This is a genomic window from Bernardetia sp. ABR2-2B, assembly GCF_037126435.1.
In the GTDB taxonomy this organism is placed as follows: Bacteria; Bacteroidota; Bacteroidia; order Cytophagales; family Bernardetiaceae; genus Bernardetia.
Window position 1 is genome coordinate 3,451,560 of the sequence record NZ_CP147020.1, and the last position, 19,445, is coordinate 3,471,004.

17 protein-coding genes and 1 tRNA gene are annotated in these 19,445 nt (G+C 31.8%); 10 read left to right on the plus strand and 8 right to left on the minus strand.

The window, feature by feature from the left end:
• Nucleotides 1-216: 216 nt before the first annotated feature.
• The 6 genes from WAF17_RS14610 to WAF17_RS14635 all read right to left on the minus strand — a co-directional run bounded on the left by WAF17_RS14610 (nucleotide 217) and on the right by WAF17_RS14635 (nucleotide 3,501).
• Entirely contained in the window at nucleotides 217-681 is a 465-nt protein-coding gene (locus tag WAF17_RS14610) for a hypothetical protein (RefSeq protein ID WP_338760986.1), read from the minus strand.
• Nucleotides 682-693: 12 nt separating this feature from the next.
• Entirely contained in the window at nucleotides 694-1,083 is a 390-nt protein-coding gene (locus WAF17_RS14615; protein ID WP_338760988.1) for a hypothetical protein, read from the minus strand.
• A 32-nt stretch (nucleotides 1,084-1,115) separates the two neighbouring features.
• Entirely contained in the window at nucleotides 1,116-1,799 is a 684-nt protein-coding gene (locus WAF17_RS14620) for a hypothetical protein (RefSeq protein WP_338760991.1), read from the minus strand.
• Nucleotides 1,800-1,931: 132 nt separating this feature from the next.
• Nucleotides 1,932-2,564, minus strand: a complete 633-nt coding sequence (locus WAF17_RS14625; RefSeq protein ID WP_338760993.1) for an NAD(P)H-dependent oxidoreductase — start codon at nucleotides 2,562-2,564, stop codon at nucleotides 1,932-1,934.
• A 35-nt stretch (nucleotides 2,565-2,599) separates the two neighbouring features.
• Nucleotides 2,600-3,049 (minus strand): MarR family transcriptional regulator, encoded by a 450-nt coding sequence (locus tag WAF17_RS14630; RefSeq protein WP_338760995.1) that lies wholly within the window; start codon nucleotides 3,047-3,049, stop codon nucleotides 2,600-2,602.
• Between the two features lie 26 nt (nucleotides 3,050-3,075).
• Nucleotides 3,076-3,501 (minus strand): hypothetical protein, encoded by a 426-nt coding sequence (locus tag WAF17_RS14635; RefSeq protein ID WP_338760998.1) that lies wholly within the window; start codon nucleotides 3,499-3,501, stop codon nucleotides 3,076-3,078.
• Between the two features lie 360 nt (nucleotides 3,502-3,861).
• Here WAF17_RS14635 and WAF17_RS14640 point away from each other — a divergent pair, with 360 nt between their 5' ends.
• The 4 genes from WAF17_RS14640 (at nucleotide 3,862) to WAF17_RS14655 (ending at nucleotide 8,568) form a co-directional block, all read left to right on the plus strand.
• Entirely contained in the window at nucleotides 3,862-4,503 is a 642-nt protein-coding gene (locus WAF17_RS14640; protein WP_338761001.1) for an Ezrin/radixin/moesin family protein, read from the plus strand.
• Between the two features lie 93 nt (nucleotides 4,504-4,596).
• Nucleotides 4,597-4,678: transfer RNA gene (locus tag WAF17_RS14645), tRNA-Leu, on the plus strand.
• 129 nt (nucleotides 4,679-4,807) lie between these two features.
• Nucleotides 4,808-5,437 carry a hypothetical protein gene (locus WAF17_RS14650; protein ID WP_338761004.1) on the plus strand — a complete coding sequence of 210 codons (630 nt, stop codon included), beginning with the start codon at nucleotides 4,808-4,810 and terminating at the stop codon, nucleotides 5,435-5,437.
• 128 nt (nucleotides 5,438-5,565) lie between these two features.
• Nucleotides 5,566-8,568 (plus strand): DEAD/DEAH box helicase, encoded by a 3,003-nt coding sequence (locus WAF17_RS14655; protein WP_338761007.1) that lies wholly within the window; start codon nucleotides 5,566-5,568, stop codon nucleotides 8,566-8,568.
• A 446-nt stretch (nucleotides 8,569-9,014) separates the two neighbouring features.
• Here the strand turns inward: WAF17_RS14655 and WAF17_RS14660 are convergent, their stop codons facing one another.
• Entirely contained in the window at nucleotides 9,015-11,657 is a 2,643-nt protein-coding gene (locus WAF17_RS14660; protein ID WP_338761010.1) for a TrlF family AAA-like ATPase, read from the minus strand.
• 126 nt (nucleotides 11,658-11,783) lie between these two features.
• Between WAF17_RS14660 and WAF17_RS14665 the strand changes: the two genes are divergently transcribed.
• The 5 genes from WAF17_RS14665 to WAF17_RS14685 all read left to right on the plus strand — a co-directional run bounded on the left by WAF17_RS14665 (nucleotide 11,784) and on the right by WAF17_RS14685 (nucleotide 16,845).
• Nucleotides 11,784-12,404 carry a hypothetical protein gene (locus WAF17_RS14665; RefSeq protein WP_338761013.1) on the plus strand — a complete coding sequence of 207 codons (621 nt, stop codon included), beginning with the start codon at nucleotides 11,784-11,786 and terminating at the stop codon, nucleotides 12,402-12,404.
• A 168-nt stretch (nucleotides 12,405-12,572) separates the two neighbouring features.
• Nucleotides 12,573-13,208, plus strand: coding sequence for a transposase (locus tag WAF17_RS14670; protein ID WP_338761016.1), 636 nt, complete (start codon nucleotides 12,573-12,575; stop codon nucleotides 13,206-13,208).
• A 111-nt stretch (nucleotides 13,209-13,319) separates the two neighbouring features.
• Nucleotides 13,320-14,168 carry a hypothetical protein gene (locus WAF17_RS14675; protein WP_338761019.1) on the plus strand — a complete coding sequence of 283 codons (849 nt, stop codon included), beginning with the start codon at nucleotides 13,320-13,322 and terminating at the stop codon, nucleotides 14,166-14,168.
• A gap of 91 nt (nucleotides 14,169-14,259) precedes the next feature.
• On the plus strand, nucleotides 14,260-15,426 hold the full coding sequence (locus WAF17_RS14680; protein ID WP_338761022.1) for a phospholipase D-like domain-containing protein: 1,167 nt from the start codon (nucleotides 14,260-14,262) through the stop codon (nucleotides 15,424-15,426).
• Between the two features lie 207 nt (nucleotides 15,427-15,633).
• Entirely contained in the window at nucleotides 15,634-16,845 is a 1,212-nt protein-coding gene (locus WAF17_RS14685) for a lycopene cyclase family protein (protein ID WP_338761025.1), read from the plus strand.
• 109 nt (nucleotides 16,846-16,954) lie between these two features.
• On the opposite strand, the gene WAF17_RS14690 is transcribed toward WAF17_RS14685, so the two are convergent.
• Nucleotides 16,955-17,950 (minus strand): PorP/SprF family type IX secretion system membrane protein, encoded by a 996-nt coding sequence (locus tag WAF17_RS14690; RefSeq protein WP_338761028.1) that lies wholly within the window; start codon nucleotides 17,948-17,950, stop codon nucleotides 16,955-16,957.
• Between the two features lie 265 nt (nucleotides 17,951-18,215).
• Between WAF17_RS14690 and mutY the strand changes: the two genes are divergently transcribed.
• The gene (gene mutY / locus WAF17_RS14695) at nucleotides 18,216-19,364 is read left to right on the plus strand and encodes an A/G-specific adenine glycosylase (RefSeq protein WP_338761031.1); all 1,149 of its coding nucleotides are present in this window, start codon (nucleotides 18,216-18,218) and stop codon (nucleotides 19,362-19,364) included.
• The last annotated feature ends 81 nt before the right edge of the window (nucleotides 19,365-19,445 follow it).

Consider the following 19,445-nt stretch of genomic DNA (forward strand, 5'->3'; position numbering starts at 1 on the left):
TACTTTCGCTTTATTTTTTCTAGTAGCTATTTATTTCACTTAGCTATAATTTACTACTAATTTAATCAAAATAGCAAACATAAAGCCTTTTATAATTAGAATAAGATAAAAATGGTTTGTCTTTCGACGAAATGGAATTTTTAATCGGTTGTTTTTTGAGAAATTATCTCATTCATAGGAGTAGCTTTCTTTATCAGTTCGTAACAAAAACTGTATTTAGGTCATATTTAAGCTAATTTTGTACTTTATAGAATCTGATTGTTTGGCTATGTGATAGGCTTGGGTAGTTTTTACTTCCTTTTCCCAATCTTGAATATTTGTATAATCCATACTCCAAAAACCACCTCCATCAACTTCTATAAAGTCTGCTTGATCATAGACAACGTTTACAGTAATTTGATAAAACTCTTCATTATTCTTTAGTAAAACTTGTCTAGTGAAACTGAATTCAAAATAAGAATTGTTATCATCATCATCCCAGTTTTCGAATATTCCAAATTCTGCCAATAACTCATCAGCATCATCGTCTGGCTCATCAGAACAATTTATTATCGCATAGTCAGATTTGAACTCTATCATTGCATCAAGTATAGCTTCTATTAATAAGTGTGTTGTAGAAGCTATTTTATTTTCAACGATTTTAGTCAAAAAACCTACTGAATCTTCAATCTTAATTTTCATATTTCAATTATTTCAAAAAACACAATACAAAATAAATCCACCAAAAAGCATAGAAAAAGGAAACAACAAACGAATATAAAGAGGTTTCAAAATATCGGCTGCTTGAGTTGCGTAATTATGATGATATTTTCGTGGTACAAAATAAAGCACTAAAGAAGTTCCAAGCATAAACCAACCTAATAGCTTAAAAAAATCGGGATAACGACAAAAATCAGCATACAAAACCATCGCAGCAGCAGGAATCATTCGAATAGTAATTTCGGCATAATTTATAAAATTAGTGCTTCCTGCTTTTCTCAATGTTGCTCTAGCTATTTTTGGTGCAAAAAGCATCAGAAAGCCAACCAAAATTAAAAAGATTCCGAAAGCTACGACTGTCCATTTTGCAATAATTGTAATCATTCAAAGTAGTTTAGGTTTTGATGGTAAGAATTCTAGTCTAAGCACTCCATATCTTCCGTTTGATTTCTATATTTCAAAACTAACTCATAATCTGTCATCAGTTCTGTAAGGTCTGAACAAGCGACTTCTTTATTGGCTACTGTTGCCGAGGTAGGGTTATTTTTAACAGACGAACGAATTGTAAATTCTTTTTCAAGACACTTTATTAATTGATTATCAATAATATAAAAGCGTTTTTCTGTCATGTCATCTCTAGTAGCACTTTCTTGTTTTGCTTCTACATCAAAATTCCAAGTGGAAGCATCATGGAAAATAAAAAAAGGTGTATTGTCTTTCAAAAAGTATTCTTTTATTACTCCTCCATGTTCGTAGCCACTACTGTATGTTATTCTTCTCAACTGTCCATTTTCTGAAAAATAAACTACTTCTCCTACTCCTCCATCGCATTGATATTTAAAAGAGGTAGAATCTATTTTTCCATTTGCTATATTAGACATAATGCTTTGATATTCTTCTCTAATGTCTTCAATCGTTCTTAGTTCTTTTGTTTCTGTTATTTCTTGATTTATCTTATTAGAACTAGCTTCTGTAACTGTTTCACTTTCAGATGAAGTAGTATTTTCTTCTATATCAGAAGATTCAGTTGTTTTAGTTTCTGAACTTCCACTACAAGCAAAAAATATAGGAATAAGAAATAGAAATAATAGATTCTTCATAAAGAATTATTTTTTGATAAATGAATAATATTTGTTCATTACAAGATAAGCATCAAAATACTCAAACACAAAAAAGGTCATAACATTTTGCTATGACCTTTTTTATGAAATATTGAAAGAATCAATTAGAATTTAGTCAATAAGAGTAACTAAATCCTCTTTAGATTTTCTTACTTTCTTTAAGTTTACCAACCAATCTTCTTCTGCTTTTCTGTAACCAACTGGTAAAAGGACACAACTTCTGAGTCCCTTTTCTCTAAGACCCAAAATTTCATCTACTTTATCTGGATCAAATCCTTCCATTGGTGTACAATCTACTTCTTGGAAAGCACAAGCTGTCAAAGCTTCTGTAAATGCAATATAGGCTTGTCTTGCAGCATGTTGGAAATTTTCTTCTGCATCTTTTTGTGGATAACTACCAAGTAACATTTGGCGATAGTTTTCCCAACCTTCGTTTTTAAATCCACGCACTTCATTTACCAAATCAAATGCTGTGTTTATTCTGTCAGCCGTATAAGTATCCCAAGCTGCAAAAACAAACAAATGCGAACAATCCGAAACGACAGACTGATTCCAAGCAACAGGCTTTATTTTGTCTTTGATTTCTTGATTTGTAATCACAACAACCTCAAAAGGCTGCAAACCACTTGAGGTAGGTGCAAGAGAAATTGCTTCGATAATATTATCGATTTTGTCTTGTGATACTTTTTCGCCATTCATTGCCTTTGCAGCATAGCGCCATCTTAACTTGTCTAATAATTCCATTTTTGATTATTTTAATTGAGTTTTTATATAAAAAATTAGCCTTTTTTTTCTGATAAAATCTTTATCCATTCATTGAGAACTTCTTTCAAATTCATAATATCTGAAACTTCTACATTTTCAGCAACTAATACTTTGGAAAGCTCTTCTGGAATGCAAGATGCTTGACTTTTGAGTTGATTTCCTTTTTCTGTCAGTTTTATAATTACGCTTCTTTCATCTTTCTTCGAACGATTGCGCTCAATAAGTTCCATTTTTTCCATACGTTTGAGCATAGGAGAAAGTGTATTTGTATTGAGAAATAACTTTTCTGTTATCTGATTTACTGTAATTTTATTGCTCTCCCAAAGCACCATCAATACTAAATATTGAGGATAAGTAACTCCCATTTTATCCAAAAAAGGTTTATAAGCCTTCGTGATAAGACGAGAAACCGAATAGAGAGGAAAACATATCTGATTGCTTAATTTTAACTGTGAATCTTCCATAAGTTGTAGATTTAAGTTTTCTTTAGTTAGCTTTTTTCTTTTGATTTTGCTCTCCAGTTTTGCCATGCACCACTAGACCACAATGCCCAAGCTATCAAAACAGGCTGAAAAAACAGTCGTATAAGTCTTGCTTTATCAGAATTTAATGCTCCAAAAGCATCTCTTCCTTCCAAATATTGTGAGATATTCCCTGGGAAAATCAATATGAAAAAGATTGCTAATGCCCACCCAAATTCAATTCGTTTGGATTTCCAAAAAGCCAGTCCAAGAGCTAAAGTTATTTCAACTATTCCTGATAGAATAACAACTAAGTCTTTACTAAAAAAAGGAATCCAGTCAGGAACTTGCGCTTGAAAATCAATCCGATTAAACGTCAGATGACTAACTCCTGCATAGAGCATAAATAAAGCTAACAGGATTCTAAATACATTTTGTAGGGTGGATGTTTTCATTTTATAATAATTTAAGTCGTTTGAGTCTTTATTTTGTGTGATTTAATCGTGTGCGATACAAAAGTAATGATTTTTATTCAAAAACCTATTTTTTATCTGTTAATTATGTGAAAGGTTTTCGTAGAAATTCTGATAAAAACTTTAGTCTATCAAAAGCTAATACTTAGCTATGCTTTAAGAGTGAGTTGTCGAAGAAAAGCAATGAGAAAATAAAAACATAATTTTTAGGATTAGAATTTGCCTTAATTGTTGAAATAAACTTATCAAAATTCTTCCAATAACTATCAAACTTCACTTTTACTATTTCTCACACTAGAAGTGGAAACATCAATATTTACCGTTTATAAAAATTATAAAGTTATGTTTCGTTTTATTTTAGCAAGTCTTTGTTTTATTTTCCTGCTTTCTACAAGCTCTGTTTTTGCTCAAAGTATGAGTAAAGAACAACAAAAAGTATGGAAGAAAAAGCAAAAATCAATGTCTGTACAAGATTTTAAGAAAAAAGTAGAAGGCTATGAAACAGCTATTGATGAAGCTAGTAAATTAGAAAGACAAGTCGTTTCAACAAGTCAAGCTCTGATGGAAAAAGAGAGAGTAATTGATAGTTTGGAACAAGCCTTAGCTGACACTCAAAAAGAGGCAGAATCAACAGCGAGTAATTCAGATGCTTCTTCATCGGATGGAAAAGATGATTATTCTAAAGGAACAGTTTATAGAGTTCAGGTAGGTGCATTTAGAAATAAAGATTTGATGAAGTTTGTCGGACATAGGCGTTTTCATGCTGAAGAAGATGAAGATGGCGTAAAAAAATATACTATCGCAGCTTTTAGAGATTATTGGGAGGCTGATTTGTTCAAAAAATACTTGCGTGAAATGGGGGTAAATGATGCATGGATTGTTTCTTATAAAGATGGTGTTCGTGTTCAGATAGAAAGCGTTTTGTCAGCACAAGACCAAGAAATGGTACAAGCAGGAGATAGCAAAAATGATGATATTGATTAAAATAATTTCAGTTTTCTCAAAAAGACACTTGCACAACAAAAAATAAGTCGTACATTTGTATTCTCAAAAGCACAACTACCAGCTTTTGAATTTGCCCAGATGGCGGAATTGGTAGACGCGCTGGTCTCAAACACCAGTGGAGCAATCCGTGCCGGTTCGACCCCGGCTCTGGGTACATTTATTGAAAACCTCTTTTCTAACTTTTGAAAAGAGGTTTTTTTTATTCCATAACTTTTATGTCTCTTGCCGTTGTTGGTGTTTCAACGATAGTGATACCAACAACAATAACTTACCTTTATCTATTATGTCTTCTCCAGTTATAAAATTAAGCAGTATTACAAATCTTCATGATGCTCGTTTCGGTGCAGGAATGGGAACAGTTTTAGATATGATGATTGGTTTTTCATTGAATCCTACGAGCAAAAATTTCGTGTCTGAACAAGATTTTGTACAGATTTCGGGTTGGATAACAGGCTGTAAGATTGTAGCAGAGATAGAAGGCGATACAATCAGCGAAGAAGCTCACAAAATTCTTTCAAATAAAGAATACAAAATTGATTTCGTGCAGATTTCTCAAAAATCTATTTTTTCAGAATTAGAATCAAAAGGTTATGATTTTCCTATAATTTTCTCTACTAATTTAGAAGGATTAGAAAGTTTGAGTTTAGAAGGTTTTGATGTAGATTATTTTTTAATAGAATCTAATGAAGAAAATTTATCTGAAATAGAAATTCAAATACTCCAAAAATTATCTAAAGAACATCCGATTATTTTAGGTTTTGGAATAACAAGTGAGAATATAACAGATTTACTTTCAGAAACACAGCTAAAAGGAATCGCTTTCAAAGGACAAACCGAAACAGAAGTTGGAATGGGTGGCTATACAGATTTTGATGAAATTTCAGATATTTTGGAGAAAGTAGAAGAGTTATAAGATGATATATTTCTGATAGAAAATTAATTTCAGAACTCAAAAAAAATCCGTATTTTTGAAGTTGTCCTATACATAAAAGGGCAACTTTTTTTGTTTACAGTGTCTTGTCTTAATTTCGTAATTGATTTATGAACGTTTCGCCTAACGAATCTTTTAAGGTTGTTTATTCACTCTACGAACATCAGTTTTTGGGCTGTTTGTTTGAGTCTTTTGTAGTTCAAGTAAAGAATAACAAACTTACTTTTACCTATCAAAATATTTCTTCTCGCAATGCTCATGAGTTTGATAAAGGGCTTTCAGAGTCAGACTATGAGTTGATAAAATTGATGGATTCCATTCAGCAAGATGCGATTATTAAGAAATTTAGTTCTGTTTCTTCAAAAGTAGGCAAAACAAATAGAACTACTAAAGCAGGAAAAAAACTAACGATTTTTGATTTTGTAGATAAAATATATGATGAAGAAAAAGGAGACAAAGCCACTCAAAAACTAATTGAAGAATATATAGAAGCCAAAAAAGTAAAGATTCTGAATCTTCTTTTAGAAAAGAATAAGCTAGTTTATACTATGCAAAGAGATGGAACACCGACAGGAGAGTTTATTGAAATTCCTAAAACGGCTGCAACCATTCTCTTTCATGTCTATAAAAACCCAGAAAGCACACAATATTACCCAACCATTAGGCACGATGGAAAAACAATAGAGTTTCGTCAGTCTAACGCCAAAATAGTTTGTAATTCCTCTGCTTGGCTTTTGCATAAAAACGTTTTATATCATTTTGATAGACAATTAGAAGGTTCTAAACTAAAACCTTTTTTGCGTAAAAAATTTATTCTCGTCAATAAAAGCGTTGAAGAAACCTATTATAAAAAATTTGTGGCTTCTTTGATTTCTTCTTACCAAGTCATTCCAGTAGGTTTTACTATCAATACTGAAAGGCACGACCCAAAAGCAGAACTACATTTCAAAATCTTGTCTTCTTCGACAGGTTCGCTTTTTGATACGGCTATTTCTACCAAAAATGATTCAAATGAAAGTGAAAATACGGTAATTTTTGAACTCAATTTTAGGTATAATGATGAAGTGTATAAGGTTTCAGAACTGAATGAGCATCAAAATGGTCATGTTGTTTTTGAAAATAAAGATGGTAATTTCATTTTTACAAAGTTTATTAGACAAATTTTAATAGAAAAAGTAGCTATTTCAAAACTAAAAGAATTAGGACTAAATATTCAAAAAGGCAAAATTACGCTACCTCGTGGGAGGGCTTTTAATTGGATAGCAGAAAATGAAACTACGCTGCAAAAATTAGGAATTGAACTCAAACAGCATCAAAGCGAAGAGGGGAAAAATTATTTTATTGGAAAATCTCAAATCAGTATTTCGATAGATGAAAATAAAGATTGGTTTGATATTAATGCAAAAGTTTTTTTCGGAGACTATCAAATTCCCTTTATGCAGCTTCGTCAGTATATTTTGAAGGGACAGCACGAATTTACATTACCAAATGGAGAAATTGCTGTTATTCCTGAAGAATGGTTTGTAGAATATAGTGAGCTTTTTGAGTTTATGCAGTCTAAAGATGAAAAATTTGCACTCAAAAAACATCATTTGGCATTAGTTCAAAACCTAGAGCAAGGCAATTTGGCAAATGTAACAATGAATCGAAAACTACAAAAACTCTACGATGCTGATAATTTTGGAGAGATAGAAGACTTTGAACTTCCAAAAGGATTTAAAGGAGAGTTGCGTCCTTATCAAAAGGCAGGTTATAATTGGCTGCGTTTTTTGCAAGAGTTTAATTTTGGTGGCTGTTTGGCTGATGATATGGGACTTGGAAAGACCGTTCAAACACTTGCACTTCTGCAATCTCAAAAGGAAAAAGAGGGAGAAGTTGCGCCCTCACTTCTGATTATGCCTACTTCACTTCTCTATAACTGGGCAGTAGAAGCCAAAAAATTTGCACCAAATTTAAAGGTTTGGCGATACACAGGCACAGACCGAAATAAAGATATTACTACTTATTTTTCAAAGTATGATGTAATCTTGACTTCTTACGGAACGATGCGAGTTGATGTAGATATTTTGAATCAATATTATTTTAATTATGTAATTTTAGATGAATCTCAAGCCATAAAAAATCCAACTTCGGCAATTTCTAAGGCTGTCAAAACCCTAAAATCTCGTTTTAAACTTATCTTGACAGGAACTCCGATTGAAAACTCAACGCTTGATTTGTGGTCACAAATGTCATTTGTAAATGGTGGACTTTTGGGCAATCAAAAATTCTTCAAAACACATTATCAACTTCCAATCGAAAAGCAAAACGATGTCGATAAGGCAAGAAAATTACAAACGATTATAAAGCCTTTTATTCTTCGTAGAACTAAAAATCAAGTAGCGACAGAATTGCCTCCAAAAGTAGAAAATATCATTTATGTAGAAATGAGTAAGGCACAAGAAAAAGTCTATGAAGAAGCCAAATCTTATTATAGAAATGAGATTTTGAAGCATATCGAAATTCAAGGAATGGGCAAATCTCAAATTATGCTTTTGCAAGGTCTGACACGTTTGCGACAACTTGCCAATCATCCAAAAATGGTAGATGAAGACTATGAAGGCGACTCTGGTAAGTTTTCGGATTTGACAGAAAAACTAAAATCTGTTTTGAGCGAAGGACACAAGGTGCTTATTTTTAGTCAGTTTGTAAGACATTTGACTTTAGTTAGAAAAGAATTAGACAAAGATAAAATCAAGTATTCGTATCTTGATGGAGGTACAAAAGACCGAAAAGCAGAAGTAGAAAATTTCCAAAAAAACAAAGACATCAAAGTATTTTTACTTTCTCTAAAAGCTGGAGGAGTGGGTTTGAATTTAACGGCTGCCGATTATGTATTTATGTTAGACCCTTGGTGGAATCCTGCCATAGAAGCACAAGCCGTTGATAGAGCGCACCGAATTGGACAAGAAAACAAAGTTTTTATTTATAAATTTATCACTCAAAATTCAGTTGAGGAAAAAATACTAGCTCTACAACAGCAAAAAATTGCGCTTTCACAAGATTTGATTACAACAGAATCTAGTTTTGTCAAAACGCTTTCAAAAAATGATATTGCTGATATTTTGAAGTAACCGATATAATGTAGCTGACAGTTTCCAACTGTCAGAGATATACAGTTTTACAAAAACCTAAAATACTTTACCTTACGACAGTTGGAAACTGTCAGCTACTTATGCTACCCACCATACAAGAATACATAGACTCGTTCAGAGAACCGAGCGATTATTTCAAAACCCTAAAGCTACAAAACGTTCCTTCGAAGTTTGATGCAAACGAACCCTATTTTATTGCTGGTGGTTTTGCCTGTGTCTTTAAAGTAAAGCAAGAAAATCAGTTTTGGGCATTCAAATGCTTTTTGCAGGAAGACAAACACCGAAACGAACGCCTTAAAATTCTGTCCGAATTTCTACAACAACGTACCGAAAGCTATTTTATCAAAACTCACTACTATACCGATGAGCTTTGGGTATGTAGTCAGTTGAAAGGGAGCTTTTTTATCCGTAGGTTTTCTCCTACATTATTTCCAAGTTTGATAAATTTTTTCTCGCCTACTAAATGCTTCTTTCCCCCCTTCCATGATTCTTATAGCAGCTTGTTGAATTTTAGGATTATCAATACTTCCAATATTAGCAAACTGAGTTTTTTGATTTTCTTCATCATATTCACAAATGATAATTTGTTCACTATCTCCTAAAGCTAGAATATTAGGATTATGGGTTACAAAAATAAATTGAGTTGTTGGTTTTAAATCTTTGACTCTCTCAACTATTTTGTCTGCAACAGTAAAGTTATCAAGGTCGTCTTCTGGTTGGTCAATAATAAAAAGTTTTTTCTGCTCATTTGCTAATATGAATGCTATAAGTGCAGTTGCCTTTTGTCCGATAGAGTATTTTTGCAAGTCTTTGCCATCATAAAGAAACACATATTTGTCAGGTACTTTATAAGTTAGAAAGTCATTTATGTTTTCTTCAAAACTTTCAATAAAAGTAGGAAATAAATGACCTCCACTTAAAATGGTTTTTAACTCGCTTTCTTCTTTATATAAATCTTTATAAATGTTAATTGGATTATCGTAGTGTTCTACTATCTTTTTTATGTGTTTATCTTTTTGGAGTTGTCGTGTACATGTTTGAAGCCAGTCAGAAAAATTTTCTTTATTACCTTGAAAAGATATTTGAATTTCGAATTCGAAATCAAGTGCGTTCAACTTGTTAATCTCAGAATTAATAAAATCAAATTCTTCTTTCCATGCTGTTTGAAGAGTTTCTAAACTTTTAGTTAGTTTGTTTTCTAGAACTTCAAGTTTTTTTGTTTCTGACTTTATTTGATTTAAAAGGTCTTGTTCTTTAATTAGGTCTTTCTCATTCTGTTTATGTTTTTCTACATCAGCATCTGGTTGATTAATTTGTTTTTTTATTTCCTCAAACTCAACTTTTAGTTGGTTATGGTGGTCTGTAAATTTTCTTTTAGCCACCAAAAAATCTTTAAGTAAAAAAATATTTTCTTGGTCTGATAACGTTTTTTCAAAAGCCTTAAAACTATCTTCTATTTTTTGTAGGCAAGGAATAATATCATTTTTAAATAATTTTTGACTTTCTTCTTGATTAGATTGATAATCTAAGTGTGTGCTAATATCAATCTGAGAAATTTCTATTTTTAACTTAGATATAATTTCATTTAAAGTACTTTTTATACTTTCTAATTTTGCTTCATCATTACTATAATCTATTTCTTTTTGTATAAACTGCTCAAGTCCATACTCTTTGAATTTATCAATCTGTTCCTTTAAAACAGCAATTTTATTTTCAGTAATTTCTAAATTTTGCTCTTGCTTTTTTAATGATTGTAGATTACTTATACAATCTTTTACTTCTAATCCAGCCTTTCGTATTTTTTCTTGATAAGTTATAAGTTGTTTATTTAGTATTCTTTCTTTAATTATTTTCTCATTGAAATCTTTGCCTACTTCTTCTAAATCTTTTTGACCAAAGTAAGCGATTTCTATTATGTTTTCTATTTTAAGATTTTTCTTTAAATTTCCATCTGCATCAAATATTTGAGGAGGGTTAGCTTGTGTTCTTTTGATTTTATAGCATAGATTATCTTGTTTATCAAAAAATTCAAGGGTCATTTCTCTACCTTGTCCTAAAAAACGTTTTACTATATCTTCTTTGTAGCTGCTATTATTCTGCTCAGGTAAAATGTCTAAGCCAAAACGTATAGTTTCTAGTAGAGTAGATTTTCCACCACCTCGCATTCCTATAACTGTGTTTAAGTTAGGATTTAATTTAATTTCAGTAGGGGTATCATTTGTTTCAATTATTATTTTTTTTAAAAAACAATCTTGAATATTTGGTTTTTCGTTCGCTATCCTTTCCTTGTGATGGCTAAAAGCGTATTTTACAGCATTAAATTCATACTCTCCTAATTTTATAAAGCACTTTTTATCTTGTTCGTTTTGTTTATGAGCTACGCCAACACCTTCTATACTTTTACAATCTGAGCCTTCCACAAATGCAGGGAGTACGTTTTCAAACCAATTATTTAGAGCTTCTAATTTTCCATAATCTCTAAACTTTTGAAAACCTAAGACAATTTTTTTAAATAGACTATTTTGAGCGAATTCGGTAATACGTCCACCATTAAGTTCTTTTAAAAAGCCACTATTTTGATTCACATGAGCCATTATAATAAAATTGTCTCGTCCGTCTTTAGAATGCTCATCTAGTTTTTTTAATAAATCTTGCAAACCATATTTACATCTAGCATTTTCATTTTCTCTATTAGGTATTCCCTCAAAAGCAGCATCAAGAAATTGGTTAATGTAATCAACACTATTGTCTATCCAATTTTCATAGTCAAATACTATTAGGCAGTGAATACCATTACTTCCATCATTTACAGAAAGTTCTACTCCTGCCATTAAATAAATTTCTTCTTTTCTAGCTTCTTTCCTTAAACTTTTAAATTCCTTTAAATCAAACTTATTATGGTTAGTAATTACTCCTACTCCAATATTTTCTTGTTGAAGTCTTTCTACATATTCTTTTTTAAAAGAACTGGTGTTATTACTTTCATCAAATTTAAATTCCTTATCTGCTTTTGTATGTAAATGAAAGTCTGCTCTTAGCCAAGTACTACCATGTTGGAAAATTTGCATATATTTAGGGTTTAAAGGTTTTGAGTTATGAATATAGTAATAAAAAAACAAAATTTTAATAAGTAATAAATAAATAGTAAAAAAACAGAAGTTAATTTTTATTATTCTTGTTGTTGGCAGGGCGAATTGGAAGGCAAAACGTGGGTTTCGGTAAGCGAGTTAGCAGCTACACCACTCGGCAGCGAAGAAGTTACAGAAACAAAATTGGTTCGTGGTACTTTCAAAACACAAACCAAAGAAGTAAAATATTGGCTTTCGTCTGTTGCTTCTTCGCTTACGCCTATGGGAGCAGCACTAGAACACGCTTCCCTTTTACTCAAGGATTGGATAGAAGCGCACCCAAGCAGTTATCCTCCTACGGTTTTTAATTTTACCGATGACGCACAAACCGATTGTTCGGACGATGAGCTACTAGAAAAAGCAAGGTTTCTCAAAAATCTCCATACCGAAGATGGCAATGTTTTGCTTTTCAACTGTAATATTTCCACTTCCAAGCAAGAACCGATATTTTTTCCTCTTTCTCGTACCGAGTTACCTCAAAACGACAAATATGCACACTTGATGTATAATTTATCGTCGGATATGCCAGAAAAGTATGCTGCTGATGTAGCTGTTTTACGCAAAACAGATATTCCGACCGATTCAGTTTTTTCGGCGATGGTCTATCAAGCCGATGATGCTGCACTAGTCAGAATGTTGGATATTGGTTCTCGTTCGCAGCGTACTATGATAGGTAGAGATAAGTAGCCTGTAGGCGACAGTTTCCAACTGTCGCAAAAATATAGTATTTTGTATTCTTTCAAACTTTACCTTTCTGACAGTATGTAGGCGACAGTTTCCAACTGTCGTAAAAATATAGTATTTTGTATTCTTTTAAAACTTACCCTCTGACAGTTGGAAACTGTCAGCTACATTATGAATGAATTTAAAAAGGATTTTTATAGAGCTAATCTTCCTCACTTACAACCCTTAGGAGGAACTTTTTTTGTAACCTATAATCTTTCTGGTTCTGTTCCTATGCACGTTATAGAAAAGTGGGAAGAAGAATATAAGATAGACAAGAAGAAGATAAAGGAAAACAAAGATGCAAAGTGGAATGATTTAGATAATCTGAATAAACGTTACTTTTTGAAGAAAGATAAATTTTTAGACGAAACTAAAAACGGTGACTTTTATTTACAACAAGATGAGATTGCAAAAATAGTTACTGGTTCGCTTCATTTTTGGGATACAAAAAAATTAGACCTTTTAGCATATTGTGTAATGCCAAACCATGTACATGTAGTTTTTCGTTTGTTTGATAATGAAGAAATAGAACAAGATGTATATTTGACTCAAATTATGCACTCTATAAAACGTTTTTCAGCAGCAGAATGTAATAAAAAGCTGGGATTAAGAGGCGAATTTTGGCAGCACGAAAGTTATGACAGATTGGTTAGAAATGAAACCGAACTAAAAAATATAATTGCTTATATTTTGGATAATCCTGTAAAAGCAAATTTGTGTAAAGAACAAAAAGATTGGAAATGGTCGTATGAAAAAAGTGGCTGACAGTTTAACTTTGTTGAGAGCTAAAGCCGTTCCAACTGTTAGAGATATAAACGTCAGAATTACAAATTAAAAATAACGTACTTTACGACAGTTGGAAACTGTCGGCTACTTATGATACGCTCTCAAACCTGTGCTAAATACATTCACGAAGAAGACCAAAAAGAAGCCAATCGTCAAAACGAAGATGCTTTTTGTATTTATAATTCTGATTCAAAAAGCGATAAAAATCTAAAAATAGCTCTTTCAGATGGTGCTGGTGGAATGGGTTTGTTTGCTGCCGATTGGTCAAAACAGTTGGTAGATAATTTACCAAATGAGCCTTTTGAAAATGTAGAAAGCGTATCAAATTGGTTAGGCACTTTTTGGGAACAATTTTACGATAGATACAGTCAGAAAGCTGCAAAATTAGGAAGTGATTATCAAAATAAGTTTTTCGAACAGGGAAGCGCAGCTACATTAGTTGGTTTGTGGGAAAAAGAAACTGTTTTTGAATGGGTAACATATGGTGATAGTTGTATTAGTGTTTTTTCAAAAAGTAGTATTGATAATACGTTTCAAATGTTTCCTTATTCTTTACCTTCACAATTTTCTACTTATCCTCATTTGATAAATGTTCAAGAAGAATGTCAGCAGGAAGGTTTTTTGAAGGGAAGTTTTGAGAAAGAAAATGTAGATTTTATTCTGCTTACTAGCGATGCACTTTCTTTGTATATTTTATTGAGAGTTTGGCAAACAGAAAAGAAAGAAGAATTTAAAAAACTGACTTTAGAAAACAGCAAAATAGGACATCTAGCAAATAAGATTAACGAGCTTGAAGAAGTTATTTCTGCAAATGATTTTTTAGAGAACTTGTGGAAAATAACAGAATCAAAAGAAAGTTTTGAAAAATGGTGTTATGAAAAGCACAAAAGTGGAGTTTTAGAAAATGATGATTATACATGTGTGATTGTAAAACTGTAACCTACAGCTTCCAACTGTCAGAGGTGTAAATTTTAGAACTACAAAATTAAAAATACTTTACTTTACGACAGTTGAAAACTGTCGCCTACTTATGAAAACACTATTTGAAAATATTCGTCCTGTTATTTGTCAAGAACTAGAAAAAGCAACTTCTTCTATTTATGTAGCTGTGGCGTGGTTTACTGACCCTATTTTATTTAGAATTTTGGAACAAAAACTAAAAGAAAACGTACAAATCCGTATTTTTTTGGTGGACGATGAAATAAATTTTGGAAGTTATGGTCTTGATTTTTCAAAACTAGAAAGGACAAGTAATGGAACTAACGAAGCTAAAATTCATAAAATAGCCGAAACATTGATGCACCATAAATTCTGCATTATTGATAAAAAAACAGTCTTGACAGGTTCGTATAATTGGACAAAAAAAGCAGCTACAAAAAATAGAGAAAATTTAGTCATTACAGAAGAATTGGAATATGTAAAACCGTATTTAGAAGAGTTTGAGTTTCTATCTCAAAAATATGCAGGAATTACAAATAAAAATGAGCTAGGAGCAAATCTAAAAATCGTTTCTCTACAACAAGAAATCAAATTTTTGGAGGAAATAATCAGTCAGTTAGAAACCGAAAAACAATCTATCGAACAAAAGATAAATCATTTTATTCATCTGTTGCATCTGCGTTTAGGTCATTTATTCAAAAAATTAATAGAACTAAAAGAAAAAGTAGCTGAAGAAATTGCCGTTAAAACAGAAAAACAAGAAGATTATCAAAACTGGCAACAAGTAAAATCTGACAAAGAACAATTTGAATCTACCTTTGAAAGCTACAAACAAAAAATGGTTTCTAATCAAAAGAAAGAAAAAGTAGCTTCTCTCAAAAAATTATATCACGAAATCGTAAAACGCTGCCACCCAGACAAAGTACAACCAAAACACGAAAAAGCAGCCACCGAGCTTTTCAAAAAAGCACAACGAGCCTTTGAAGAAGGAAATAAAGAAGTTTTGAATGATATTTTGGAAAAACTAGAAAAAGGAATTGCCTTTGATTACAATATTGAATCTATAAACGATATTGAATTTTTAGAGCAACTGCTTCTAAAGTTACAGAAAAAAGAAGCTGAACTTTTAGAGGAATTAGAAAATCTACAAAGACAACAAGAATGGAAAATCATTACTACCTATGATGATGTAGAAGTTTATTTTTCAGAACAAGAAATTTTATTGAGTAAGGAGCTTAAAAACATGAGTTATGAATAATCCTTTATTTATAAGAGAAGCAAAAAAGAGTTTACTTTATTTTCCTCAAAGTATATCCTAAAACTATGCTCTTCATCAATCAAAAAAATAGATTCGTCGAAAAGTAATGTAATAATATATTTCTAGCTTGAATATAGACAAACATTATGAAAAGAAAAGCCGTTTTGATGCTATATTTAAACTACATTTTTTCATCTAAAAAGCATAATGAATTACGATATAATTTTTACAGGAGGAGGCGCAGCAGCATTAATGTTACTGTATAAAATGACGAAAGACGAAACTCTATCTCAGAAAAAGATTTTGGTTATTGATAAAGAAAAAAAAGATAAAAATAATCGCTCTTGGTCGTTTTGGACAAATCAAAAGACTGATTTTGATATTTTGGTGTATAAAGAATGGCAAAAGGTGCGTTTTATTGCTCCAAAAATTGATAAAACAGACGAATTAAATTCTCTAAAATATAAAATGATTCGTGGTATTGATTTTTATAATTTTGTAAATGCAAAACTAACAGAGTTTGAAAATATAGAATTTTTACAAGCCGAAGTAAGTGAGGTAAAGTCAATTTCTGATACAGAAGCAGAAGTAAAACTAACAGAAGAGTTTGAAAACAAAACTTTTCACTCTGAATATGTCTTTGATTCTCGTTTTTTAAAAGAAGATATTCCTCCAAAAAGTGATGATTATCATTCCTTATTACAGCATTTTTTCGGCTATGTAGTAGAAACTGATGAGCCTATTTTTGATACGGAAACGGCGCAACTTTTTGATATGCGTTTGCCACAGCGAGATGCAGTAGAATTTGTTTATATTTTGCCTTTTTCTCCTAACAAAGCTTTAGTTGAATACACACTTTTTTCTAGTGAACTCTTAGAAAACAAAGAGCTTTATAAAGTTCGCTTAGAAAGCTATATGGCTACGAAGCTCAAAATAGAGGGTTTTAGAGTTTTGGAAGAAGAATATGGTGTAATTCCGATGACCGATTTTAAATTCGAACAGCCCAAAGCAAAGAATATAGTTTATATAGGAACAAAAGCAGGAAGAGCAAAACCAAGTACAGGATATGCTTTTTTGAGAATGTATAGAGATGCAGAAGCCAGAGTAGATGCGTGGAAAAAGACAGGAAAACCACACTACGAAGAAAAATTTAATAAGCAGTTTGAAACCTATGATTCAATGATTTTGAATATAATGGAGCGTAACCCAGAAGATATTCAGCGTATTTTTACAGATATGTTTCAGAATAACTCTATTGAAAGAGTTTTGCTTTTCTTAGACGAACAAACGGATTTCTTGACCGATTTGAAAATTATGGCTTCTGTTCCTTCTGTTCCTTTCCTAACTTCCATCAAAAACTTAATCACAGGAAAAAAAGGACAGAAATTACATCAGAATATTGTTAAGATTGCTTCTTAATGTAGTTATTATACTCAATCAGAAGTAGTTCTCAAAACCCTAAGGGTCTTCAAGACCCTTAGGGTTTAAATACAAACTATATTTTTTGATAAAATTTATTAGATAAAACTTACCTAAAATTAATCGGACATTTTACTTCTTCTCTTCCTCTTGCCGAACGTCTCAAGTCATATTTTGGCATATAAACTAAGCTAATCTCATAACTTCCTCCCACTCCAACAAGCGAAGCTAAAGCAAAATCATAACTTACTCCAAATTGCCAGTTTTCTACTTTTACGCCACTCACTAAAGCAAGGGCAGAGGAAGGCAAAAGCTGTGTTCCACTACGAGTAGGCAAACCACGGTACCAAGCTCCTGCATATAGAACATTCCACTCCCAATTCACACCTGTATCCACTTGCAAAAACGGACTTTGATATTGAAAAATTGCAGAAGGAACAAGCGTATGTTCGTCATTCAAAGCAATTCTATAACCTGCCTGTGCCGTAAAACGAACAGGGATTTGGTCACTTATATTAGAAATAGAAATGTCAGGTTGTAAGAGATGGTAGGCTGCCACACCAATCCACATTTTAGGATTATAGACAACAAAACCAGTCCCAAAGTCAGGATAACGAAGCGTGAAATTAGAAAACTCTTCGGCTGTTGCATTTCCACTAAGCATTGCATCTTCGAAGCGCAAACCGTCCATTCCTTGCGTTCGCTGTCCATAACTTGCTTGTGCTGCCATCGAAAGTTGCCAGTCATTTTCAAACTGAACTCTATACGAATAAATGGCAGCTACTTCCAAATTATTTGCATTCAGAGAACTCACTCTGTCTTGCTTTATCCAGCCTCCTAAAGCTCCTCTTCCTGTTCCAAAATTGTAATCAAATGCTCCAAAAAAAGACTGAATACCTCCATTTACACCATACCATTGTTGGCGATACAAAACGGATGCTCTCCAATGTGGAACTGTACCTGTCCAAGCTGGATTGACTGTCATAGGTGCGCTCCAAATCTGTGTAAAACGGCTGTCTTGTGCCGAAACAGAACTAGGAAAAACATAAAAAAGAGAGATTATACTAAAACAAAAAACACAACTTATAGATTTTAACTTATTCATTTCAAAATTTAATTTTATCATACATCTGACTACTACTTATTTTTTATTTCGTAGGGTTGTTTAGTAGCAAAAATACCATTGGTTTTAATCAATAATTAATACCGTTGTTAGTGTTTTAGCATAGCGACACCAACAATCATAAAGTTTTTATAAAAGAACGTCTAATTTCTTTTTTTATTCGCAAATTTATTAATTTATAATTACTTTTTATCAATTTTCACAAACATTACGTTGCTCTACATCAGTATCTAAATGTATTTCACAAATGACAAAAAACTCATTTTTCGCTCAACAACTCATTTCTTGGTATCATCAAAACAAACGAGATTTGCCGTGGCGAGATACTCAAAACCCTTATAAAATATGGCTTTCTGAAATTATTCTTCAACAAACAAGAGTAGCACAAGGAATGCCTTATTATGAAAAATTTGTTGAGAATTTTCCGACTATTCAAGAATTGGCTAATGCAGACGAACAGACAGTTTTACGGCTTTGGCAAGGATTAGGGTATTATTCAAGAGCTAGAAATTTACATGCAGCAGCAAAATATGTTTCAGAAGACTTGAATGGAATTTTTCCAAACAATTATATAGAAATCAAGAAATTAAAAGGTGTTGGAGATTATACAGCAGCAGCTATTTCTTCTTTTGCTTTTGATGAAGTACAGGCTGTTGTAGATGGAAATGTATATCGTGTTTTGTCTCGTTTTTTTGGAATAGAAAAAGATATAACGGTAAGTAAAAATCAGAAAGAATTTAGAGAGTTAGCACAAAAACTGATTGACAAAAAACAACCTGCTATTTATAATCAATCAATTATGGAATTTGGTGCGCTGCAATGTGTTCCCAAAAATCCAAATTGCAAAAACTGCCCTCTACAAAAAAAATGTGTTGCCTTTGAGAAGAATCTAATTGAAAAACTACCCATAAAAGGAAAGAAAACAGTTGTCAAAAATCGTTTTATGCACTATTTAGTATTTGTAAATGAAGTAAATTCTGAAAAGAAAGTATTAATCAAACAAAGACAAGAAGGCGATATTTGGCAGGGATTGAATGATTTTTTTGTGATAGAATTTATGGAGAAAGACAAAAAGAACTTTGAGCCTATAAAAGAATTAGAAGCTAGACTAAAAAAAGATGACTCTGACATAGATTTTGATAAAATTAAAAATGAAAAACAGAGACTGAAGTCTGTTCATGAATCTATCATTTTCAAACACCAACTTTCTCATAGAACCTTATATGCAAAGTTTTATACGATTGAAATAAAGGATACAAAGGAGCAAAAGAAGCTTTGGGATAAATTAAAATCAAATTATTTTTTGGAAGAAATAAACTGGGAAAAATTGGATAAAATCCCAAAACCTGTCTTGATTAGTAAATATCTTGACTATTTAAGCTCTCATCTTTTCTAAGTCTATTATTTTTTTGTATTTTTACGGTATCATTCAAATACTATTCTAAAAGGACGAAGTAAATCATACTAATTTTTTACA